The sequence below is a fragment of the Streptosporangium sp. 'caverna' genome (genome assembly GCF_003203775.1).
Classification (GTDB): Bacteria; Actinomycetota; Actinomycetes; order Streptosporangiales; family Streptosporangiaceae; genus Streptosporangium; species Streptosporangium subroseum.
The window spans coordinates 3033823-3055142 of the sequence record NZ_CP029711.1; the positions used below are offsets into that span (position 1 = coordinate 3033823).

Below are 21320 nucleotides of genomic sequence, written 5' to 3' on the forward strand. Positions count from 1 at the left end.
CTGTGTGATTAGGGTTGAGGGTGGATGTCGCTGAAGTGCTGGGACTGGCCGCGGTGGGGGTTCTGGCGGGCGTGGTCAGCACGGTGGTGAGCCTGGCGTCCGTGGTGTCCTACCCGGCGCTGCTGGCGTTCGGCCTGTCCCCGCTGAGCGCGAACGTCACGAACACGGTCGCGCTGATGTTCACCGGTCTGGGGGCGGCGGCCGGGTCGCGGCCGGAGCTCGCGGGTCAGGGGAGGCGAGTCCTGCGCCTGGGATGGGTGACGGCGCTGGGGGGCGCCGCGGGCGCGGTCCTGCTGCTGCTGACCCCGTCCCGGACGTTCGAGGCGATCGCGCCGTGGCTGATCGCGGCCGCCTCGCTGATGCTGCTCCGCCCGCCGAGGCTGATCGCCCTGGCGGGAAGCCCCGAGGCGGAGCGCGGCTGGATGGTGCGTGCCGCGCTGTTCACGGTCGCGATCTACATCGGATACTTCGGGGCGGCCGGGGGGATCCTCATGTTCGCGGTGCTGGCGGCCGTGCTGGACCAGACGCCGGTCAGGGTCAACGCCGTCAAGAACGTGGTGTCCGCGCTGGCCAACGCCGTGGCCGCGATCGGCTTCGCGCTCTTCGGACCGGTGGACTGGTCGGCCGTGGCGCCGCTCGCCGCGGGGTTCCTGGTGGGAGGCTGGCTGGGCCCGTCGATCGCACGGCGGCTTCCCGGACAGTCCCTCCGCGTCGTCGCCGCTGTCTGCGGCCTGATCGTGGCGCTCAAACTCGGCATCGACGCCTACCGGTGAGATCGGGTTCCCCTTCCGGGGAAGGTGGGGATGACGGGAGGCATGAGGGTGTAGGAGGATCTGGCCAGATCTTTTCCAATGCTGGAGGCGTCATGTCGGTTTTGCAGAGCTTGGTGGAGAGCATCCGAAACGGTGGGATCGAGGTGATCGACCTTACGGCGCCGCTGTCGTCGGAGACGCCGATCCTGCAGTTGCCCGAGCCGTTCGGCAACACCGTCCCCTTCACCCTGAAGGAGATCAGCCGCTACGACGACCGCGGTCCGGCCTGGTACTGGAACGACATCTCGACCGGTGAGCACACCGGCACCCACTTCGACGCGCCGGTCCACTGGGTCACCGCCAAGGACGGCGAGGACATCTCGCAGGTGCCGGTGGACCGGCTGATCGCCTCGGCCGTGGTGCTCGACTTCTCCGCCGAGTCGGCCGAGGACCCCGACTTCCTGCTGGAGATCGAGCACGTCAAGGCCTGGGAGCAGGCCAACGGGCCGCTTCCCGAGGGCGGGTGGCTGCTCTATCGCACCGGCTGGGACGTCCACTCCCACGACCAGGAGCGTTTCCTGAACGCGAACGAGACGGGCCCGCACACGCCCGGCATCTCGGTGGAGTGCGCCAGATGGCTGGCCGAGGAGACCTCGATCGCCGGGCTGGGCGTGGAGACCGTGGGCACCGACGCGGGCACCGCGCACGGTTTCGACCCGCCCTTCCCGTGCCACTCGTTCCTGCTCGGCGCGGGGAAGTACGGCCTGACCCAGCTCCGCAACCTCGACCGGCTCCCGGTCACCGGCGCGGTGATCGTCGCCCCGCCGCTGCCCATCGTCGGCGGCTCGGGCAGCCCGGTGCGGGTGCTGGCACTGGTCGAGAGGTGAACGTCGCCGAGGCCGTGGGCCGGGTCCTCGCCTCCCTCGGCGTGGACACTGCCTTCGGGGTGGTGGGCAGCGGCAACTTCCACGTGACCAACGCGTTGATCGAGCACGGCGTCCGATACGTCGCCGCGCGCCACGAGGGAGGCGCGGCGACCATGGCCGACGCCTACGCGCGCCTCAGCGGCCACGTCGGTGTGCTCAGCGTCCATCAGGGACCGGGCCTCACCAACGCGATGACCGGCATCACGGAGGCCGCCAAGAGCCGCACGCCGCTCATCGTGCTGGCCGGAGAGGTGACCGCGCCGCGGTCCAACTTCTTCGTCGACCAGGCCGCCCTGGCCACGGCGGTCGGCGCCGTCCCGCTGCGGATCGCCTCCGCGGGGACCGCCGTGGCCGACACGGCCGAGGCGTTCCGCGTCGCCCGCGACGAGCGGCGCACGGTTCTGCTCAACCTTCCGCTGGAGGTGCAGGGCCAGACCGTCCCGGACGCGCTGGACGGCGACCTCCTCGGCTCCCTGCCGGTGGAGAGCAGGCCGGAGGCGAAGGCCGTCGAGGAGCTGGCGGAGCTCCTCGCGGCGGCGCGGAGGCCGGTGTTCGTGGCCGGGCGAGGGGGCCGTGCGGCCCGGCGGGAGCTCGAAAGGCTCGCCGAGCTGACCGGGGCGCTGCTCGCCACCTCCGCCGTGGCCAGGGGCCTCTTCCGGGGCAGCCCGTGGGACCTGGACGTGAGCGGTGGCTTCGCCTCACCCCTCACCGCCGAGCTCATCCGCGACGCCGACGTGATCGTGGGCTGGGGCTGCGCGCTCAACATGTGGACCATGCGTCAGGGCGCGCTGATCGGCCCGGACGCCAAGGTCGTCCAGGTCGACCTGGACCCCGATGCCCTCGGTGCCCACCGGCCCGTCCACCTCGGGGTGGTCGGCGACGTCGCGCTCACCGCGCGGGCCGTCGCGGACCTGCTCGACGGGGGTGGCCGTGACGGCGTCGGATACCGGTCGGCGGCACTGGCCGGGCGGATCGCCGGGGAGAACCGCTGGCGGGACGTGCCCTACGCCGACGAGGGCGGGGACGGCCGGATCGACCCCCGGACGCTGACGATCGCGCTGGACGACCTGCTCCCCGCGGAACGCGTCGTCTCCATCGACTCCGGAAATTTCATGGGATATCCGGCGATGTTCCTCGACGTCCCCGACGAGTTCGGTTTCTGCTTCACCCAGGGCTTCCAGTCGATCGGCCTCGGCCTGGCCACCGCGATCGGCGCCGCCGTGGCCCAGCCGGACCGGCTTCCGGTGGCCGCGCTCGGCGACGGCGGCGCGCTGATGGGCGTCGCCGAGCTGGAGACGGTCGTACGGCTCGGCCTCCCGATGGTGATCGTGGTCTACGACGACGAGGGCTACGGCGCCGAGGTGCACCACTTCGGCCCGGACGGGCACTCCCTGGACACCGTCACCTTCCCGCCCGCGGACATCGCCGCCATCGCCCGGGGATTCGGCTGCGAGGCGGTGACCGTACGGGATCGAGCGGATCTGGCTGCGGTGGCCGGGTGGGTGAAGGGGCCTCGGGACCGGCCGTTGCTGGTCCACGCCAAGGTCAGCGCCGCACACGGCTCATGGTGGCTGGAGGAGGCCTTCCGAGGGCACTGAGATGACCGGGCACCGGTCATGACCTGCCGGGCGGCTGAGGTACGGTTCAGCCATGGCTGAGATCGTGTACCCCCCGGTCATCGGGGCTGCGCGGACCCTGTTCCGCGCCCTGGACCTCAAGATCCGTATTGAGGGCGCGGAGCATATCCCGCGGACCGGTGGAGCTGTGCTGGTCAGCAACCACATCAGCTACCTGGACTTCATCTTCGCGGGCCTGTCCACGCTGCCGACCAAGCGCCTGGTGCGCTTCATGGCGAAGAAGGAGGTCTTCGACCACAAGATCTCCGGTCCGCTGATGCGTGGCATGCACCACATTCCGGTGGACCGCGCGGCGGGCGCCGCGGCGTTCGGGGCGGCGTTGAAATCGCTCAGGGGCGGCGAGATCGTGGGCGTGTTCGCGGAGGCCACGATCAGCCGGTCCTTCACGATCAAGGAGATCAAGAACGGCGCGGTCCGGATGGCCGTCGGCGCGAAGGTGCCGATGATCCCGATGGCCCTCTGGGGCACCCAGCGGCTGTGGACCAAGGGACATCCCAAGAAGCTGCTCCAGCGGCACGTGCCGATCACCATCCTGCTCGGCGAGCCCATGCACCCCCAGCGCGGCGACGACTACGACGCCGTCAGCGCCGACCTGCGCGAGCGCATGGCCGCGATGCTGGACCAGGCCCAGCGGAGCTACCCGGAGATTCCCCCGGGCGCCTGGTGGCAGCCCCGCCACCTCGGCGGCACCGCCCCCACGCCGGAGGAGGCCGCCGAGATGGACGAAGCCGAGGCGAAGGCCAGGGAGGCCCGGCACACGCCGTAGGCACCGGCAACGCGGCGCAGTCGTGGATCGCGATTCTCCGGGAAGTCCACAGCCGAGAGTTATGCGGTTCTGATAACTGTATAACTCTTGGGGGAGACTGATGCGGAAGCCATCTGACATGTTCGACCGCGACCGTGAGTGGTCGGCGTTGGTGAGGTTCGCAGCCGATGAGCAGCCGGGGGCCACACTCGGCGTCGTCTCCGGCCGCCGCCGTCAAGGCAAGAGCTTCCTGCTGGAGGCGCTGTGCCAGGAAATGGGCGGGTTCTACTTCTCGTCGCAGGAGGCGACCGATACGGAATCGCTGGCGCTCATTGGGGAGGCGCTGACTCGGCATCTCGATCCCGTGATTCCATTCACGCCGTCGAACTGGTCCATGGTGCTCGATGTCCTGTTGCGAATGGGCCGGGATCGCCCGGTTCCTGTCGTGATCGACGAGTTTCCGTATCTGGCCCGCGCCAACCCCGCTCTTCCCTCGATCATCCAGGGCGCCTATGCCCCGCGCAGGGCCGAACGTACAAGCTCGCGAACCCGGCTGCTCCTCTGTGGTTCGGCCATGTCTTTCATGGGAGGACTCCTTTCCGGCAACGCGCCGTTACGCGGACGCGCGTCGCTGGACCTGTCGGTGGACACCCTCGACTACCGGCTCGCCGCGCGGTTCTGGGAGTTGAGCGATCCCCGGCTTGCGCTGCTCCTGCACTCCGTTGTCGGTGGCACCCCCGCCTACCGCACCGAGATGATCCGTTATGACGCGCCCCGGGATCTCGACGACTTCGACGCCTGGGTCGTCCGGGCCATCCTGTCTCCCGGCAGCCCGATGTTCCTTGAGGCGAGGTATCTCCTCGCGGAGGAGCCCGCTCTGCGGGACGGTGCTCTCTTCTCTACCACTCGGTTCTCAGCGCCATCGCCGAGGGCAACAGCGGGCGTGGCGGGATCGCCGGATACGTGGGTCGCAAGAGCAACGAACTGTCTCACCCGTTGACGGTCTTGGAGGATGCCGGGCTCATCGCGCGCGAGACGGACGCCTTCCGTGGCAACCGCACCGATTTCCGCATCAAGGAGCCCCTGCTCACCTTCTACCACGCGATGATGCGTCCCTTCTGGTCACAGCTCATGCGTGCCGGTGCCACCGACCGGATCTGGCAGCGGGCCAAGCAGCGATTCACTGTGAACGTGCTAGGACCCCACTTCGAGCGGTTGTGTCGTGACTGGACGTTGCATTTCGCGGAAGATCGGTTCGGTGACTGGCCCTCTCAGGTGACCGCCGGGACCGTCAATGACCCAGAGAACCGGACCACCCATCAAGTGGACATCGCGGCAGTCGGACATGCCGACGATGGCAAGCCTCCGCTACTCGCGATCGGTGAGGCCAAATGGGGCGAGGTCATGGAAATGAAGCACCTCGAACGACTGAGGCGCATTCGCGACATCATCGACCGGAACGACAGATACGACAGCTCCCAGACCCGTCTGGTGTGCTATTCGGGGGCGGGTTTCACTGAGGAACTCGATCAGGCGGGACAGCGCGGAGAGGTCGAGCTGGTCGGGCTCAAAGATCTGTACAGCTGAAACGGATGGCACCCGGCCTCGAAGTGGAGAGCCGGATGCCATCGTTTCCTCGCGGATTGTTCGAGAGCGTCATTCGGATAGCCGAGTCTTCCGACCTCCGCGAGCTCGGTCAGGCTCGACGTCGTCTGCCGTTACACCACCGTCGTTTCCGACGGAGCCAGGGAACCACCGCAGGCCGTCCGTGCCGCGTGGTGGCCGCGCTCGATGTCATGCCTGGTTCTTCACGGGGCCGCTCACCCCGGGGGCGAACTCGGCGCGGAGGGCGTCGCTATGCTGGCCGACCGCCGGGATCGCGCCCATGGCCGCCTCCCGTCCCGTCACGGTGACCGGGGGCAGCAGGGAGCGGAGGGGGCCGACGGGAGAGTCCACCTCGCGCCACCGGTCGCGTGCCTCCAACTGCGGGTGCTCGGCGAACTCGTGCATGGTGCGCATGCGAGCGTTGGCGATGCCCACCCCGTCGAGGCGCTCGACGACCTGCTGGGCGGTCAGGCCGGACAGGGCCTCCTGGAGCATCACCCGCAGCTCGGCGTCGTTCTCCACGCGGCTGGAGTTGCGGACGAAGCGGGGGTCCAGGGCCAGGTCCGGCCGGCCCAGGACGTCGGCGCAGAGCGCCGCCCACTCGCGCTCGTTCTGCACGCCGATGAACACCTGGGCCCCGTCCCCGGCCCGGTACGGCCCGTAGGGGGAGATGGAGGCGTGGCGGGCGCCGGTGCGGGGCGGAGGCGTGCCGCCGTAGCCGGCGTAGAAGTACGGCTGGCTTGCCCACTCGCCGAGCGCGTCGAGCATCGCCACCTCGAAACCGGTGCCGGCGCCGGTGCGCTCGCGCTCGTACAGCGCGGTCAGCACACCGCTGTAGGCGTACATGCCGGCGGAGATGTCCGCGATGGAGATGCCGGCCTTGGCGGGCGACTCGGGCGTGCCGGTCACGGACAGCACGCCGGTCTCGCACTGGATAAGCAGGTCGTAGGCCTTCTTGCTGCGGTAGGGGCCCTCCGAGCCGTAGCCGGAGATCGAGCAGGTGATCAGCCGTGGATGCTTGGCGCGCAGGGTCTCCTCGTCCAGGCCCAGCCGCTTCACCGCCCCCGGCACGAGGTTCTGCACGAACACGTCCGCCCGCGCGAGCATCGCGTCGAGGACCGCGCGGTCCTCGGGGTCCTTGATGTCGAGGGTGATGCTCTCCTTGCCCCGGTTGAGCCATACGAAGTAGCTCGACATGCCCTTGACCGTCTCGTCGTAGCCACGGGCGAAGTCCCCGCCGCCCGCACGCTCGATCTTGATCACGCGTGCACCGAGGTCGGCCAGCTGGCGGGTGGCGAACGGGGCCGCCACGGCCTGTTCCAGCGCGATGACGGTGATGCCCTCCAACGGGAGCATCAGGACCTCCTCCGGTCGTCAGGGGTGGGTTCGACACCGGCCCGTCGCAGGACCAGCCGGGCGCGCTCCACGACCGGCCGGTCGATCATCTGCCCGTCCAGCCGTCCCGCGCCGCCGTCGGTGACGCTGTCAAGGATCCGCCGGGCGCGGCGCACCTCCTCCTCGCCGGGGCTGAACGCGGCGTTGACGGCGCTCACCTGGCGCGGGTGGACGCAGAGCTTGCCGCCGAAGCCCAGACTCGCCGCGGTGGCCGCGTCCGCCGCGACGACGGAAAGGTCGTCCAGGGCGACGGTGACACCGTCGATCGGGGCGGCCACGCGCGCCGCGCGCGATGCCACCACCAGGGAGGACCGCGCGAACAGCATCGAGGTCGGGGTCTCCTCGGCACCGAGGTCGAGAGCGAAGTCGATCGAGCCGAAGGCCAGGCGAACCACGCCGGGCGCCGAGGCCAGGTCATACGCGCGGTGCAGGCCCAGCGCCGTCTCGACCAGCGCGACCACCACCGTGTCCGGGCCCAGGGCGTCGCTCAGCTCACCCAGGGCCCGCGGGTCCTCGGCCTTGGGCAGCATGACGGCACGCAGGCCCCGCATCCCGGACAGCGCGGAGACGTCGGCGTCGTGGAACGGCGTGCCCCGGGCGTTGATCCGCACGCACGCGACCCCGCCCGCGCCGAGCCAGCGCGCGACCTCGGCGCGGGCCGGCTCCTTGGCGTCCACGGCGACGGCGTCCTCCAGATCGCAGACCACGACGTCGGCGCCGCTCGCGGCAGCCTTGGCGAACCGGTCGCCGCGGTCACCGGGGACGAAAAGCCAGGAGCGAGCTCCGGGCACGTCCACCGCCTGCCCTTCCCCGTTCGGTCCCACCACGGGGACTCCTCTCCGGTTGTGATCGGTGCGGTGCCTCGGCGCGAAGCCGGGCGGCTCCCGGGCCGGCCTTGATCAGTCCGAATACGAATCAGTCCGAATACGACCGATCATTCATTTGAGCATGACTTTGATCGACTCCCGGGCCGCCATCGCGGCATAACCCTGAGCCACGTCGGCGAGCGGAAGCTCGGCGTCGAAGACAGAGCCGGGGTCGAGCGTCCCGGCGGTGATCCGCGAGACCAGGTCGGGGAGGTAACGGCGTACGGGTGCGATTCCGAGATTCAGGCTCAGGTGGTGGATGAGCGGCTGGAACAACGGCAGCTCCGGCGCCGTGTGGGGGATGCCGACCGCGCCGATCGAGCCTCCCTCGCGGGCCATGCCGACCGCCATCGCCCAGGACTCCGGGGTGCCGACCGCCTCCACCACGTGGCGTACGCCCAGGCCGCCGGTCCTTTCGCGGACGGCCGCGATGCCCTCGTCGCCTCGCTCGGCGATGACGTCCGTCGCTCCGAAGGACCTGCCGATCGCGGCGCGGTCCTCGTGCCGGCTCATCAGGAAGATCCGCTCGGCGCCGAGGATGGCCTTCGCCCCCAGCACCGCGCACAGTCCGACCGCCCCGTCGCCGATGACGGCCACCGTCGAACCCTCGGTGACGCCGGCCAGAACGGCTCCGTGCAGCCCGGTGGCCATTACGTCGGAGGCGGACAGAAGTGCGGCGTACAGCGACTCGTCGACGCCGCTCATGCCACCCGGTACGGCCACGAGGGTGCCGTCGGCCTGGGGAACCCGCACGGCTTCGCCCTGGCCGCCGTCGGTGCCCGGTGCGCCGAAGGTGCCGCCGTTGTCACATGAGCTCTGGATCCCGTCCACGCAGGCCGGGCAGGTGTTGTCGGACCACATGAACGGCGCGACGACGAGATCGCCGACACGGAGGGTGCCGACCTCGCTGCCGACCTCCTCGACGAGGCCGATGAACTCGTGACCCAGCCGGGATCGCTCCGCGCGGTTGATGACCCCGCGGTAGGACCAGAGGTCCGAACCGCAGACGCAGGAACGGAGAACCCGCACCACGGCATCGGTGGGCTGGGACAGGGAGGCGTCAGGCACGTCGTCGACGATGACGTTTCCGGCGGACAGGTAGAGAGCGGCACGCATGGAGAAGATCGCCTTCGTTCAGGTGGTTCGGGTCGTTCGGGGGGAGTGAGGTGGGGGGTGCGAGGCGGGGTGTGGGCCGGCGTGAGGGGTGCGGGGTCAGTGCACGGCGGGGGTGCGGGCCTCGACGTTCAGCGTCGACTCCACATACCGGGCCGCGGCGAGCAGTCCCATGTCGGTGCCGAGGGGGGACGACAGCTGAAGCCCGATCGGAAGGCCGTCCGCGCTCCAGCCGCAGGGCAGCACCAGCGCCGGCGCTCCGGTGAGGTTCTGGATGCCGGTGAACAGTCCCTCCGCGGCGCCCTCCGGGGTGTCGACCGGAGGCGTGGTGGCCGGCGCGACGAAGGGCGCGGCGGGAGTCAGCAGGACGTCGATCCCGGCGTAGACCTCGGCCGCGGCGGGCAGCAGCCGCTCCCGTGCGGCAAGGGCCTTGCGGTAGTCGGCCTCGCTCACCTCGGAGGCGGAACGCACCAGCCGCAGGGTCTCCGGGCCGTAGTGGCCGGGATCGGCCGTCGCCCGCTCGCCGTGGACCTGCCAGGCCTCGAACAGCAGGATGTCGGAGAACGTCTCCTCCAGCGCGTCGAAGGCGGAGCCGTCGACCTCGATGATCGAACAGCCGGCGTCGCGCAGAACGCCGATCGCGTCGCGCACCGCGGCCGCCACGTCCGGCTCGACCTCGGCGCGTTCGAGCTGACCGGGGATGACACCGATCCGCAACGCCGTACGGCTCGCGGTTTCCGGCGCGGCGCCCGTCAGAGCCGAGAAGACCTCGGTCGTGACCTGGACGTCGCGGGCGAGCAGGCCCACGTGATCAAGCGTCGGCGCGAGCGCCTCGACACCGTCCAGGGGCAGCGCGCCGTAGCTCGGCTTGAAGCCGACGGTGGCGCAGTAGTGCGCCGGGAGCCGGATCGAGCCGCCGGTGTCCGTACCCAGGGCGACCGCGCAGGCGCCGACGCCGACCAGGGCGGCCGAGCCGCCGCTGGACCCGCCGGCGGTCCGCTTGGGGTTGTAGGGGTTCATCGCCTCGGGCACGTCCGGGTGGGTCGCGCCGGCCGCGTACTCGAGCAGCGAGGTGGCCGCGAAGACGTCCGCCCCGGCGGCGCGCAGCGTCGTGATGATCGGAGCGTCGGCCGTGGCCGGTTCGGCCTGCATCGCATGGGGATTGCCGTTGCCGCGCGGGTGGCCGGCGATGTCGATCAGGTCCTTGACCGCGATCTGCACACCGTGCAGCGGTCCGTCGGGCGCGCGCAGGGGTGCGTGGAACAGCGTGACCACGGCGTTCAGCGGGCGGCCGAGTCGTTCGGATCGCTCGTAGGCGGCGAGCAGTTCGAGGTTGGCCACCTCGCAGGTGCGCTCACCCCGTTCGATCGCCTTGATGAGCTCGCCCGTGTACGTCGTCAGCGGGCCTGCGAGATCGTTGAGCAGGTCGTCGACCTCGGTCTTGCGCTTGCGGACCATGAGGTCGCGGTAGATGCCGCTGTGGGACTTGGCGCTGTTCCGGTTGAAGGTGACCAGCCGGGCGAGCGAGCCCTCGAGGTCGTCGGGTTCGAATCCGTCGAATCCCTCCGGCTTCACCGGCGACTGTGCCAGCACCTCCCTGGCGATGCCGAGCATGAGAGGACGCCACTCCGGCGCCTCCAGGGAGTCGGCGATCGACAGGTCGGAGACCGCACCGGCGTAGAGCATCGCGCCGTAGGCCTCTTTGCCCCAGAGGAATCCCATGATGTTGTCGGTGGCCACGGCGTAGGGGAGGGCCTCGACGAGTTCGCGCACTCGCGGTGTGATCTCACTGCCGGTCGACTCGCCGACACGGAACGTGCCGATGTTGCCCTGCATGATGCGCCCGGGGGCCAGCACGTCCGCGCCGAAGTTCACGAAGCTCACGAGGAGGCGATGGGCGCCGACCGCGGCCGAGAGCGTGTCGGCGGTCAGGCCGTTCTGGAAGCTGACCAGGTAGCCGTCGGGGGCCAGCCGATCGCGGACGAGTTCGGCGGCCTGGGCGGTGTGATGGCTCTTGACGGCGATCGCGACACGGTCCAGGCGGTCCGGCAGATCCTCGGGTGTGACCGCCCGCGCGGAGACGGTGAAGTTCTCGACCGGCCCCTCGATGGTCAGTCCTTCTCGGTTGATCGCCTCGACGTGCGCCGGGTCGGCGTCGCAGAACAGCACGTCGTGTCCGGCGCGGATCAGATGCGCGCCGATCGTTCCGCCGATCGCGCCCGCACCGATGATGGTCAATTGCATGGGAGATCCGCCTGGTTTGGTAGCGCTTGGGTAGCTTTGCCGTCGGACACTACCTGAACCGATTTGAATGCTCTAGTCTGCATCTGCTGGTGAACTCGGGACGGCGACCTTACGTATGACAGCTTATCTGCACGTAACCTTTGCGAAACGTAGCGATGCTCGAATGCGTCACAGCCGGACCGATCCGCGCTTCTGAGCGGATCCCCTCGGGCCTCTCCGAACCGTCTGACCTACAGAGCACGACCGCGAAACCCATAAGGATAGGCATGTCTGATCAGAGCCATGACGCGTTGAACCCGGCCTCCAACATCCCCGACGGCCTCAGGGTCCCCGCGATCAGCAGGCGTCGGCTGCTCCAGCTGAGCGCCCTCGGCGTGGGAGCCTTCTCCGCCGCGCCGCTGCTGGCCGCCTGCGGCGCCGACGCGACCTCCACGCAGTCCTCCTCCGCCTCGGGTGGGGCGGCCAAGAAGGGGGGCGACCTCGTCATCGTCCGCGACCACGATGCCGTGAACATGGACAAGACGACGGTGTTCAGCAACGGCTCGATCTGGACCTACAACCAGATGTACGAGCCGCTGGTGGCCATGACGGACGACGGCCAGGGAGTGAAGCCCTGGCTCGCGGAGAGCTACGAGATGTCGGCGGACAACCTCTCCTGCACGCTGAAGCTCAGGAAAGACGTGAAGTTCCACAACGGCCAGCCGATGACCTCGGCCGACGTGAAGTTCTCCATCGACGAGTCGAGCAAGACCAAGGGCGGCTGGGAGTTCATCAACTCCGCGATCAAGGAGATCACCACGCCGGACGACTACACCGTCGTGGTGACCACCAAGTACCCGTGGGCGCCGCTGCTGGCCGACCTGAGCTGTCCGAACAACGGCATCATCCCCAAGGACTACGCGGGCAAGACCAAGGACGAGTTCTACGCCGCCCCGATCGCGACCGGCCCGTTCATGTGGGGCACCTGGCAGAAGGGCAGCTCCCTCACCCTGAAGAAGAACCCGTCCTACTGGCAGGCGGGCAAGCCGTACCTGGACTCGGTCACCTGGAAGGTGGTCGCGGACAGCAACGCCCGCGCGATCCAGCTGCAGGGTGGGCAGGCGCACATCAACGAGGCTCCGCCGTTCTCCAGCCTCACCCAGCTCAAGAGCACGCCGAACCTGAAGGTCGACCTGTTCCCGTCCACCAGGACGGACTACATCATGATGAACAACACCAAGAAGCCGTACGACGACATCCACGTGCGCCGCGCCATCTCCTACGCCATCGACCGGGAGGCGCTGGTCAAGAGCGTCCTGTTCGGCAACGGCACCGTGGCGAACTCGTTCATGATGCCGTCCGCGCCGTACTACGACAAGGACTCGCCGGGCCTGACGTACGACATGGCCAAGGCCAAGGCGGAGCTGGCCCAGTCGAGCGTGCCGCAGGGCTTCAAGACCACCTGGCTGGCCATGTCCGGCGACGCGGTGGACGCGTCGATCGCGCAGATCCTGCAGGCGTCCCTGAAAGAGCTCGGCATCACCATGGACATCCAGAACGTGGACCCGAGCGCGCAGCACGACCTGACCGGCAAGCTGCAGTACGAGATCGCGCACTCGTACTGGACGATGGACCTCGCCGACCCCGACGAGCTGGCGCAGTTCGCGCTCGACCCGACGACGGGCGGGCACTCCTTCAACACCGGGTTCGACGACAAGGCGATCATCGAGCTGGTGCACAAGGCGCAGCAGGAGTTCGACAAGACCAAGCGCCAGGAGCTGTACAGCGAGCTCCAGGTGAAGGCCGCCGAGTCCGCGTTCATGGCGTTCCTGTTCTACACGCCGTTCCCGTACGCGAGCAGCAGCAGCGTGAAGGGCTTCAAGGTCCTGCCCACCGGCTCCTACCACATGGAAGACGTCTCGCTCTGATCCGGAGGACGACGACCGAACCCATGGAACGGCAGAGTCGATGAAGTATCTGGTCTACATTCTCAAACGGCTGGTGTCCCTGATCCCCGTGTTACTGGGGATCTCGTTCATCGTGTTCTTCCTCATCCGCCTGATACCAGGGGATCCGGCGGCCACGTTGCTCGGGTCGCACGCCACCCCGGCCGCGATCAACGAACTGCGCACCCAGCTGGGGCTCACCGAGCCGGTGTGGAAGCAGTACCTGACGTTTCTCGGCCACCTGCTGCAGGGCAACCTCGGTTACTCCTACGTGTACAACAGCCCGACCGTGGATCTGATCAAGGTCAGCCTGCCGGTGACGATCTGGCTGCTGGTGGCGGGCACCGTCTTCACGCTCCTGATCGCCGTGCCGCTGGCCGTCCTGGCCGCGGCACGGCGCAACGGGATCGCCGACAACATCATCCGTGCGGTGCCGGTCGTGGGACTGGGGCTGCCGGCGTTCTGGCTCGGCATCATGCTGATCCTGGTCTTCGGGCTGAAACTGGGCTGGTTCCCGGTCGCCGGATACGGGGTCAGCATCGCCGACCATCTGCGCGGGATCGTGCTGCCGGGTATCACGATCGCCCTGACCCTCTCGCCGATCCTGATCCGCAGCCTGCGGGCCAGCATGATCGACGTGTTGAGCAGCGACTACATCGTGACGGCGCGTTCCAAGGGGATCAGCACCTCACGGGTGGTGCTCGGTCATGCCCTGCGTAACGCCGCGGTCTCGTCGGTCACGGTGCTCGGCGTGAACATCGCCTATCTCACCGGGTCGACGCTCGTGGTCGAACGGGTCTTCTCGCTGCCCGGCATCGGGCAGCAGATGATCAATTCCATTCTCGGAAGGGATTTCCCCACGGTGCAGGGAATCACGCTTACTTTCGCGATCATGGTCGTGGTCGTGAACCTGCTGACCGACGTGACGCACGCCGCTCTCGACCCCCGGGTCAAGCTCACATGAGCGCCGTGACGAGTGTCGGTCCGGCTCTGCCGGCGGTCACCGGCACACCCCGGCGCAGACGCGGGCGCTGGAACGTTCCCCTGGTGGCGGGGCTGACGCTGTTCGCCCTCATCGTGCTGTGCGCGGTCTGCGCGCCCCTGCTGACAAGCTACGACCCGATCCAGCAGAACCTCACGGACGCGTTCCTCCCACCCGGCGCGAAGGATCACCTTCTCGGCACCGACGCGTTCGGGCGCGACGTGTTCTCCAGGCTGCTCTACGGCGCGCGCGTCGACCTCAAGGTCGGCGTGCTGGCGGTCATCTCACCGTTCGTGATCGGCAGCCTGCTCGGTCTGATCGCGGGATGGTTCGGCGGATGGGTCGACGCCGTCATCAGCCGCATCGTCGACATGGTGATCGCTTTCCCCTTCCTGGTGCTGGTGATCGCGCTGGTGTTCGCGATGGGCCCCGGTACGACGAGCATCTACACGGCGATCACGCTTGTCGGCTGGGTGGCGTACTGCCGCATCGTGCGCGGCCAGGTGCTGATCGCCAAAGAGCAGGAGTACGCGATGGCGGCCAGGGCCAGTGGCCTGCCGACGTGGCGGATCCTGCTGCGGCACCTGCTGCCCAACGTCGTCCTGCAGGCGTTCGTCTTCTCGATGAGCGACATCGTGCTGACCCTGCTGGCGATCGTGACCCTAGGCTTCCTCGGTCTCGGGGTGCCGCCCCCCACTCCCGACTGGGGAACGATGATCCAGGAAGGCCAGCAGTTCATCTTGGATAAGTGGTACATGTCCACGATTCCCGGCCTGGCGGTCGTTCTGACCGGCCTGGCACTGGCGCTGATCGCGGACGGCATCGTGGAGAAGGCGAACAAATGACGGCGCCATTGCTAGAGGTCCGCGACCTGCACGTGGACATCCCGATGCCGCATGGACGGTTGCACGCGGTCCGCGGGGTGTCGCTCTCGGTCGGCGTCGCGGAGTCGGTCGGGCTGGTCGGCGAGTCGGGCTCGGGCAAGAGCCTGACGCTGCGCGCGCTGCTCGGACTGCTGCCGCGCCCGGCCAGGATCGTCTCCGGAACCGTGCTCATCGACGGCGAGGACGTCACCGGGTTGCCGGCCAAGCAGTTGCACCGCCGGCTGACCGACACGATGGGCATGGTTTTCCAGGACGCCCTGACGGCGCTGAATCCGGTCATGCGCGTCGGCGACCAGATCGCCGAGGCGCCCCTGCGCAAGCTGGGCAAGTCGCGCAGCGAGGCGAAGGCCATCGCGATCGACCTCATGAAGGAGGTCGGCATTCTTGATCCCGAGCGCCGTTACCAGCTGTATCCCCACGAGCTGTCCGGCGGGATGCGCCAGCGAATCTGCATCGCGATCGCGCTGTCGACCAAGCCGCGGCTGATCCTCGCCGACGAGCCGACCACCGCGCTCGACGTGACGATCCAGGCTCAGGTCCTCGGCGTGCTGCGCCGGCTCAAACAGGATGAGAACGTCGGGCTTCTGCTGGTGAGTCATGATCTCGCGGTGGTCAGCCAGACCTGTTCGCGGCTCTACGTCATGTATGCCGGCAAGGTCGTGGAGTCGGGCACCCTGCTCGACCTGATCACCGAGCCCAAGCACCCGTACACGTTCTCGTTGCTGCGGTCGGTGCCCGATCCGGGCCGTCGTGTCGCCCGGCTGCTGACCATCCACGGGCAACCGCCCGACCTCACCGACGCCCTCGTCGGATGTTCCTTCGCCGCCCGGTGCCCGTTCGCGGAAGAGCGCTGCCGCCAGGAGGAACCGATGCTGGAACCCGTCGGATCGGCGCCCGGTACGGTGATCCGCAAGAGCGCCTGCCTGCGCGTCGACACCGCGGAGCATTGGACCGCGATGGTCTCGGAGGAAACGGTGGGTCAGCAGTGATGGCGGGAAACGAGATCCTCTCAGTCGAAGGCCTGGCCCGGCACTTCGTCCCTCCCGTGTCGGTCACCGACCGGCTCTTCGGCAAGAAGCCGGTGGTGAACCGCGCCGTCGACGGCGTGGACCTCGTCCTGCACAAGGGGGAGACGCTCGGGCTGGTCGGCGAGTCGGGCTGTGGCAAGTCCACGCTGGCGCGCTCCATCGTCGGTCTCTACCGTCCCACCGCCGGCACGATCAGCTACGACGGCGAACTCGTGCAGGAGAAGCGGACACGGGCCCAGCGGCTCGCCATCCAGATGGTGTTCCAGGACCCGTTCAGCTCGCTGAACCCCCGGATGACCGTCGAGCAGACGCTGTCGGAGTTGCTCCGGTTCCACAAACTGGTCCCGCGGAACAAGGTGGGCGAGCGCAACCGGGAGCTGATGGACCTGGTCGGCCTGCCCGAGCGGGCCCTGAAGCAGCGGCCGCGGCAGTTCTCCGGCGGGCAGCGCCAGCGGGTGGGCATCGCCCGCGCGCTGGCGCTCGAGCCGACGGTGCTGATCGCCGACGAACCGGTGTCGGCGCTCGACGTCTCGGTGCAGGCCAACATCATCAACCTGCTCACCGATCTCCAGGAGAGGCTCCACCTGTCGGTCATCTTCGTCTCGCATAACATGGCGGTCGTGCGGCAGATCAGCGATCGGACCGCGGTGATGTACCGGGGCCGCATCGTCGAGACCGGTGAGACCGAGACCCTTTTCGACGACCCCGTCCATCCGTACACCAAGCTGCTCATCGGCTCGGTCCCGAGACTCGCCGGAGCAGGCGACGCCGTCGAGCCGGATGCGGTGGCCGCCGCCGAGAGCGGCGTCGAAGCGGCCGGCGAGAACCCGATGCTGGCGGAGATCATCGGGTCGGCGGCACGCGGCGGAACCAGCCCGTGCCGCTACGCGGACCGTTGTCCGGCCGTCGTCGCCGCGTGCGCCGTCGAGCCGTCCCTGATAGTCGATCCACGTGACAGCGGCCGGTCGGCCGCCTGCGTCCACGTGGCCGAACGCAAAGGAGTGGTCGCGTGAGCGGCGCCATCGTCATCGGCAGCGAGCGTAGCGAGGCGGGTCTTCCCGCGGCGATGGAGATTCTCGCCCGCGGGGGTTCCGCCCTGGACGCCGTCGAGGCCGGGTTACGACGGTGTGAGGACAACCTGGACGACCACTACGTCGGGACCGGCGGACTGCCGAACGCGCAGGGCGTGGTGGAGCTCGACGCGTCGTTGATGATCGGTTCGAGCAGGGCCTTCGGCGGGGTGGGAGCGGTGAAGGGTTTTCCCAATCCCATCTCGATCGCACGGGCCGTGCTGGAACGCCTGCCGCAGCACAACCTGCTCGTCGGCCCGGGAGCCGAGTTGTTCGCCGAGGAGAACGGTTTCGAACGGGCGGAACTCCTGACGGAGGAGTCCAGGAAGCTGTTCCTGGCGGCTCTGCAACCGTCGGACGAGTCCGTCGAGGGCGAGCGGACCGCGGCCCAGGCCGGTGACGAGCTGTACAGGAAGACCGCGCTGGACCTGGTCAACCACTTCGCCCCGCATGACGGGCCGTGGGGGACCATCAACATCCTGGCGCTGGACGCCTCGGGCGAACTGGTCGTGGGCGTGTCCACCAGCGGCTATCCCTGGAAGTATCCGGGAAGGGTGGGGGACTCGGCGCTGCCCGGCGCCGGAAACTACGCCGACGGGCGGTACGGAGGCGCGGCCTGCACCGGCCGCGGGGAGCTGAGCATGCGAGCCCTCGGAGCCCGCGGCATCGTCGCCGACCTGGCACGCGGGCTCGATCCCGCCGAGGCGTGCCTGGCGATGCTGACCGACGCGGCGACCCTGCCGGACGAATACCGCGCCGAACTGCGCTGCCTGGCCCTCACCCCGGACGGACGGCACGGCGCGGCGGCGGGTCAGACCGGTTCCGTCTACGTGGTGATGACCGAGTCCTCGACCGAGCCCGAGTTCCACCCGAGGAGCATGCTGTGAAGATCTACATCTCCTCCGACATGGAGGGCACCGCCGGCGTCGTGGACTGGGACCAGTGCGTCATCGGGGGTTCGCAGTATCCCTATTACACCGAGCTGCTGACCGGTGAGATCAACGCCGCCATCGAAGGCGCGATGCAGGCCGGCGCCACCGAGTTCCTGGTCAACGACGCGCATTCGAAGATGGCCAACCTGAAGCCGGACGCGCTCGCCGGGCGGGCCGGTTATCTGTCCGGCCGGTACAAGCCGATGTACATGATGCAGGGGCTCGACGCGAGCTTCGACGCGATCTTCCTGGTGTCCTATCACGGCTCGATGGGCAGCAAGGGTTCGGTTCTGTCGCACACCTACTTCCCGCTCGCGTTCGCCGAGGTCACCGTCAACGGCGTCGTCGCGGGCGAGGCCGGCATCAACTCCCTGGTGTCCGCCGCCTACCAGGTGCCGATCGTGCTGGTCACCGGCGACGCGACGACCGCCGAGGAGACCGAGCGGTTCTGCCCGGGCATCAAGGCCGCGGTCGTGAAGAGGTCTGTCTCCCGGTTCTCCGCGGAATCGTTGCACCCGGCGGCGGCCAGGGACCTGATCCGGGAGCAGGCCCGGTCCGCCGTCGAGGACCTCTCCACCGCGAGGCAGACGGCTGTCAGCCTCCCCGCCACCCTGGGCATCTCCTTCCGCAGCAGCGACTACTGCGAGCTGGCGTGCAGGATCGCCGGGGTCGAGCGGACCGGTGACCTTTCGGCGAGCATCACCGGCGACGATCCGCTGCGGATCTATCAGACGTTCATCACCGTCGTCCTGCTGTGCCGGGGCCTTGTCGAATGAAAATCGTCGAAGTCCTCACCCAGCCGGTCCGCACCGGATTCTTCGCCGACGACCAGGCGGCCATCAGGGCCGGTGCCGAACACGACGGCTTCGCCTACTCGGGCACCCCGATCACGCCGGGCTTCTCCGCGATCCGGCAGGCCGGTGAGGCGCTGTCGGTGATGCTGCTGCTCGAGGACGGCTCGGTCGCCCACGGTGACTGCGCCGCCGTGCAGTACAGCGGCGCCGGTGGCCGCGACCCGCTCTTCAGCGCGGAGGCGGCCCGCCGGGACGTCGAGGAATACCTGACGCCGTTGCTGGTCGGCGCCGAGCTCGGCTCGTTCCGCGAGCTGGCCGGGCGGGTGGACGCCTGCCACGGCGCCTCCGGCCGGCTGCACACGGCCATCCGGTACGGCGTGACCCAGGCGGTGCTCGACGCGGTCGCGCAGAGCAGGCGGCTCACGATGGCCGAGGTCGTACGGGACGAATACTCGACCGGGGTGGACCTCAAGCCGGTGCCGATGTTCGCGCAGACCGGCGACGACCGGTACGGCAACGCGGAGAAGATGATCCTCAAACAGGTGGACGTGCTGCCGCACGGCCTGTTCAACAACGAGGCCAAGCTGGGAGAGCGGGGAGAGCTTCTCGAGGACTACCTGCGGTGGCTGGTGGCCAGGATCGGGCAGCTGCGCCCCGGCAGCGCGTACGTCCCCAGGCTGCATTTCGACACCTACGGCACCGTGGGGCTGGTCTTCGGCGGTGACGTCGACGCGGTCGCCGGTTACCTCGCCCGTCTCGGAGAGATCGCCGGCCCGTACGAGCTGGTCGTTGAGCATCCGATCGACGCCGGGGGCCGGGAGGCCCAGATCGAGACCTACGTGCGCCTGCGGGCCGCCCTCCGTCGGACGGGCTCGCGGGTGAAGATCGCCGTCGACGAGTGGTGCAACACCCTTGAGGACATCGAGATGTTCGTCGACCGGGGCGCCGCCGACGTGATCCACGTCAAGACGCCGGACCTCGGTGGGGTCAACAACATCATCGAGGCGCTGCTGCTGGTCCGCGACCGGGGTCTCGTCGCGTACTGCGGGGGAACATGTAACGAGACGGACCGCTCGGCGCAGGTCAGCGCCAACGTGGCCATGGCGTGCGCGGCCGGGCAGGTGCTCGCCAAGCCCGGAATGGGAGTGGACGAAGGACTGATGATCGTGGGGAACGAGATGGCGCGGGTGGCGGCGATCGTGGCGGCGCGCCGGCCCGGGGAGATGGTGCTGCCGTGACGCCGTTGTCGGATGTCCGGATCATCGCGATCGAGCAGTACGGAGCCGGGCCGTTCGGCAGCGTGCACCTGGCGGACCTCGGCGCCGAGGTCATCAAGATCGAGGACCCCTCGACCGGCGGGGACGTCGGGCGTTACGTGGTTCCCGAACAGCACGGCGAGGACAGCCTGTTCTTCGAGACGTTCAACCGCAACAAGCGGAGCCTCGGCCTCGACATCTCCACCCCGGCGGGCCGTGCCGTGTTCGAGGACCTGGTGAGGGTCAGCGACGTGGTGCACTCGAACCTGCGGGGGGACGTCCCGGCCAAGCTGAAGATCCGCTACGACGACCTCAAACACCTCAACCCCGCGATCGTGTGCAGCTCGCTCAGCGGCTTCGGGATGACGGGGCCGCGCAGCGCGGAGCCCGGATACGACTACGTGCTGCAGGGCATGGCCGGCTGGATGGACATCACCGGCGAGCCCGGTGGACCGCCCACGAAATCCGGCCTCTCGCTGGTGGACTATTCGGGCGGGCTGGTGGCGGCGGCGTCGATCCTGGCCGCACTGCACGCCGCGCGGCGCGACGGTGTCGGCGCCGACTGCGACATCAGCCTGTTCGACACGGCGATCTCGATGCTGACCTATCCGGCCGCCTGGCAGCTCAACGGCGACTTCGAGCCCAAGCGGACCCGTCACTCGGCTCACCCGTCGCTCGTCCCCTTCCAGGCGTTCCCCACGGGGGACGGCTGGCTGGTGGTGGCCTGCCCGAAGGAGAAGTTCTTCCGGCGGCTCGCCGAGACGCTCGGGCATCCGGAGTGGCCGGACGACCCCCGATATCGTGACTTCGCCGCTCGCAGGGAGAACGCCGCGACCCTGCTGGCCGAGTTGGAGGCGGTGTTCGCCTCCGGCACGAGCGAGCACTGGCTGGGCCTTCTCCGCGCGGCCGGGGTGCCGTGCGGGCCCGTGAACACCGTGGCGCAGGCCCTGCGGGACCCGCACACGATCGCCCGGGGCATGGTCGTCGAGACCGAACATCCCTATTTCGGAACCGTGCGGCAGGTGGCGAGCCCGCTGCGGGTGGGTTCGGACGAGCGCCGATACAGACGCGGCCCCCGACGCGACGAGGACGCCGACTACGTCCTCACCGAGGTGCTCGGTTACGACGCGGAGCGCATCAAACAGCTGCGCGAGGGGGAGGGCTGA

At 69.0% G+C, this 21320-nt stretch carries 19 protein-coding genes; 15 read left to right on the plus strand and 4 right to left on the minus strand.

All coding sequences use genetic code 11. From position 1 onward, the window contains the following. Positions 1 to 20: 20 nt before the first annotated feature. The 6 genes from DKM19_RS13410 (at position 21) to DKM19_RS51620 (ending at position 5647) form a co-directional block, all read left to right on the plus strand. Complete coding sequence (locus tag DKM19_RS13410; RefSeq protein ID WP_239514234.1) at positions 21 to 773, plus strand: sulfite exporter TauE/SafE family protein; 753 nt, start codon at positions 21 to 23, stop codon at positions 771 to 773. A 92-nt stretch (positions 774 to 865) separates the two neighbouring features. Next, on the plus strand, positions 866 to 1639 hold the full coding sequence (locus DKM19_RS13415; protein ID WP_089206019.1) for a cyclase family protein: 774 nt from the start codon (positions 866 to 868) through the stop codon (positions 1637 to 1639). Beyond that, entirely contained in the window at positions 1636 to 3276 is a 1641-nt protein-coding gene (locus tag DKM19_RS13420) for a thiamine pyrophosphate-binding protein (protein WP_110695973.1), read from the plus strand. The genes DKM19_RS13415 and DKM19_RS13420 overlap by 4 nt, the downstream gene beginning before the upstream one ends. A 52-nt stretch (positions 3277 to 3328) precedes the next feature. Beyond that, positions 3329 to 4081: a 1-acyl-sn-glycerol-3-phosphate acyltransferase gene (locus DKM19_RS13425; RefSeq protein WP_110695974.1), complete on the plus strand. Its 753-nt coding sequence runs from the start codon at positions 3329 to 3331 to the stop codon at positions 4079 to 4081. Positions 4082 to 4199: 118 nt separating this feature from the next. After that, positions 4200 to 5060, plus strand: coding sequence for an ATP-binding protein (locus DKM19_RS51615; protein ID WP_239514235.1), 861 nt, complete (start codon positions 4200 to 4202; stop codon positions 5058 to 5060). Then, on the plus strand, positions 5057 to 5647 hold the full coding sequence (locus DKM19_RS51620; RefSeq protein ID WP_239514236.1) for a hypothetical protein: 591 nt from the start codon (positions 5057 to 5059) through the stop codon (positions 5645 to 5647). Before DKM19_RS51615 ends, DKM19_RS51620 begins: the two co-directional genes overlap by 4 nt. 207 nt (positions 5648 to 5854) lie before the next feature. Here the strand turns inward: DKM19_RS51620 and DKM19_RS13435 are convergent, their stop codons facing one another. The 4 genes from DKM19_RS13435 to DKM19_RS13450 form a co-directional block, all read right to left on the minus strand. Beyond that, the gene (locus tag DKM19_RS13435) at positions 5855 to 7021 is read right to left on the minus strand and encodes a CaiB/BaiF CoA-transferase family protein (RefSeq protein WP_110695975.1); all 1167 of its coding nucleotides are present in this window, start codon (positions 7019 to 7021) and stop codon (positions 5855 to 5857) included. Continuing rightward, complete coding sequence (locus DKM19_RS13440) at positions 7021 to 7887, minus strand: CoA ester lyase (RefSeq protein WP_204358779.1); 867 nt, start codon at positions 7885 to 7887, stop codon at positions 7021 to 7023. The genes DKM19_RS13435 and DKM19_RS13440 overlap by 1 nt, the downstream gene beginning before the upstream one ends. A 111-nt stretch (positions 7888 to 7998) precedes the next feature. Further along, on the minus strand, positions 7999 to 9042 hold the full coding sequence (locus DKM19_RS13445; RefSeq protein WP_110695976.1) for an alcohol dehydrogenase catalytic domain-containing protein: 1044 nt from the start codon (positions 9040 to 9042) through the stop codon (positions 7999 to 8001). Positions 9043 to 9138: 96 nt separating this feature from the next. Next, positions 9139 to 11283 (minus strand): amidase family protein, encoded by a 2145-nt coding sequence (locus tag DKM19_RS13450; protein WP_110695977.1) that lies wholly within the window; start codon positions 11281 to 11283, stop codon positions 9139 to 9141. A gap of 266 nt (positions 11284 to 11549) precedes the next feature. Here DKM19_RS13450 and DKM19_RS13455 point away from each other — a divergent pair, with 266 nt between their 5' ends. The 9 genes from DKM19_RS13455 to DKM19_RS13495 are packed head-to-tail and all read left to right on the plus strand — an operon-like array spanning position 11550 to position 21320. Next, the gene (locus DKM19_RS13455) at positions 11550 to 13190 is read left to right on the plus strand and encodes an ABC transporter substrate-binding protein (protein WP_162641464.1); all 1641 of its coding nucleotides are present in this window, start codon (positions 11550 to 11552) and stop codon (positions 13188 to 13190) included. A 40-nt stretch (positions 13191 to 13230) separates the two neighbouring features. Further along, positions 13231 to 14172, plus strand: coding sequence for an ABC transporter permease (locus DKM19_RS13460; RefSeq protein ID WP_110695979.1), 942 nt, complete (start codon positions 13231 to 13233; stop codon positions 14170 to 14172). A 5-nt stretch (positions 14173 to 14177) separates the two neighbouring features. Then, positions 14178 to 15035 carry an ABC transporter permease gene (locus tag DKM19_RS13465; RefSeq protein ID WP_204358780.1) on the plus strand — a complete coding sequence of 286 codons (858 nt, stop codon included), beginning with the start codon at positions 14178 to 14180 and terminating at the stop codon, positions 15033 to 15035. Further along, positions 15032 to 16063: an ABC transporter ATP-binding protein gene (locus tag DKM19_RS13470; RefSeq protein ID WP_204358781.1), complete on the plus strand. Its 1032-nt coding sequence runs from the start codon at positions 15032 to 15034 to the stop codon at positions 16061 to 16063. The genes DKM19_RS13465 and DKM19_RS13470 overlap by 4 nt, the downstream gene beginning before the upstream one ends. Beyond that, positions 16063 to 17115: an oligopeptide/dipeptide ABC transporter ATP-binding protein gene (locus DKM19_RS13475; protein ID WP_110695981.1), complete on the plus strand. Its 1053-nt coding sequence runs from the start codon at positions 16063 to 16065 to the stop codon at positions 17113 to 17115. Before DKM19_RS13470 ends, DKM19_RS13475 begins: the two co-directional genes overlap by 1 nt. Continuing rightward, a complete protein-coding gene (locus DKM19_RS13480) occupies positions 17112 to 18059 on the plus strand; it encodes a N(4)-(beta-N-acetylglucosaminyl)-L-asparaginase (RefSeq protein ID WP_110695982.1) in 948 nt (315 codons plus the stop codon). The genes DKM19_RS13475 and DKM19_RS13480 overlap by 4 nt, the downstream gene beginning before the upstream one ends. Beyond that, entirely contained in the window at positions 18056 to 18880 is an 825-nt protein-coding gene (locus DKM19_RS13485) for a M55 family metallopeptidase (protein WP_110695983.1), read from the plus strand. The genes DKM19_RS13480 and DKM19_RS13485 overlap by 4 nt, the downstream gene beginning before the upstream one ends. After that, entirely contained in the window at positions 18877 to 20136 is a 1260-nt protein-coding gene (locus DKM19_RS13490) for a methylaspartate ammonia-lyase (protein WP_110695984.1), read from the plus strand. Before DKM19_RS13485 ends, DKM19_RS13490 begins: the two co-directional genes overlap by 4 nt. Then, positions 20133 to 21320, plus strand: a complete 1188-nt coding sequence (locus tag DKM19_RS13495) for a CaiB/BaiF CoA-transferase family protein (protein ID WP_110695985.1) — start codon at positions 20133 to 20135, stop codon at positions 21318 to 21320. The genes DKM19_RS13490 and DKM19_RS13495 overlap by 4 nt, the downstream gene beginning before the upstream one ends.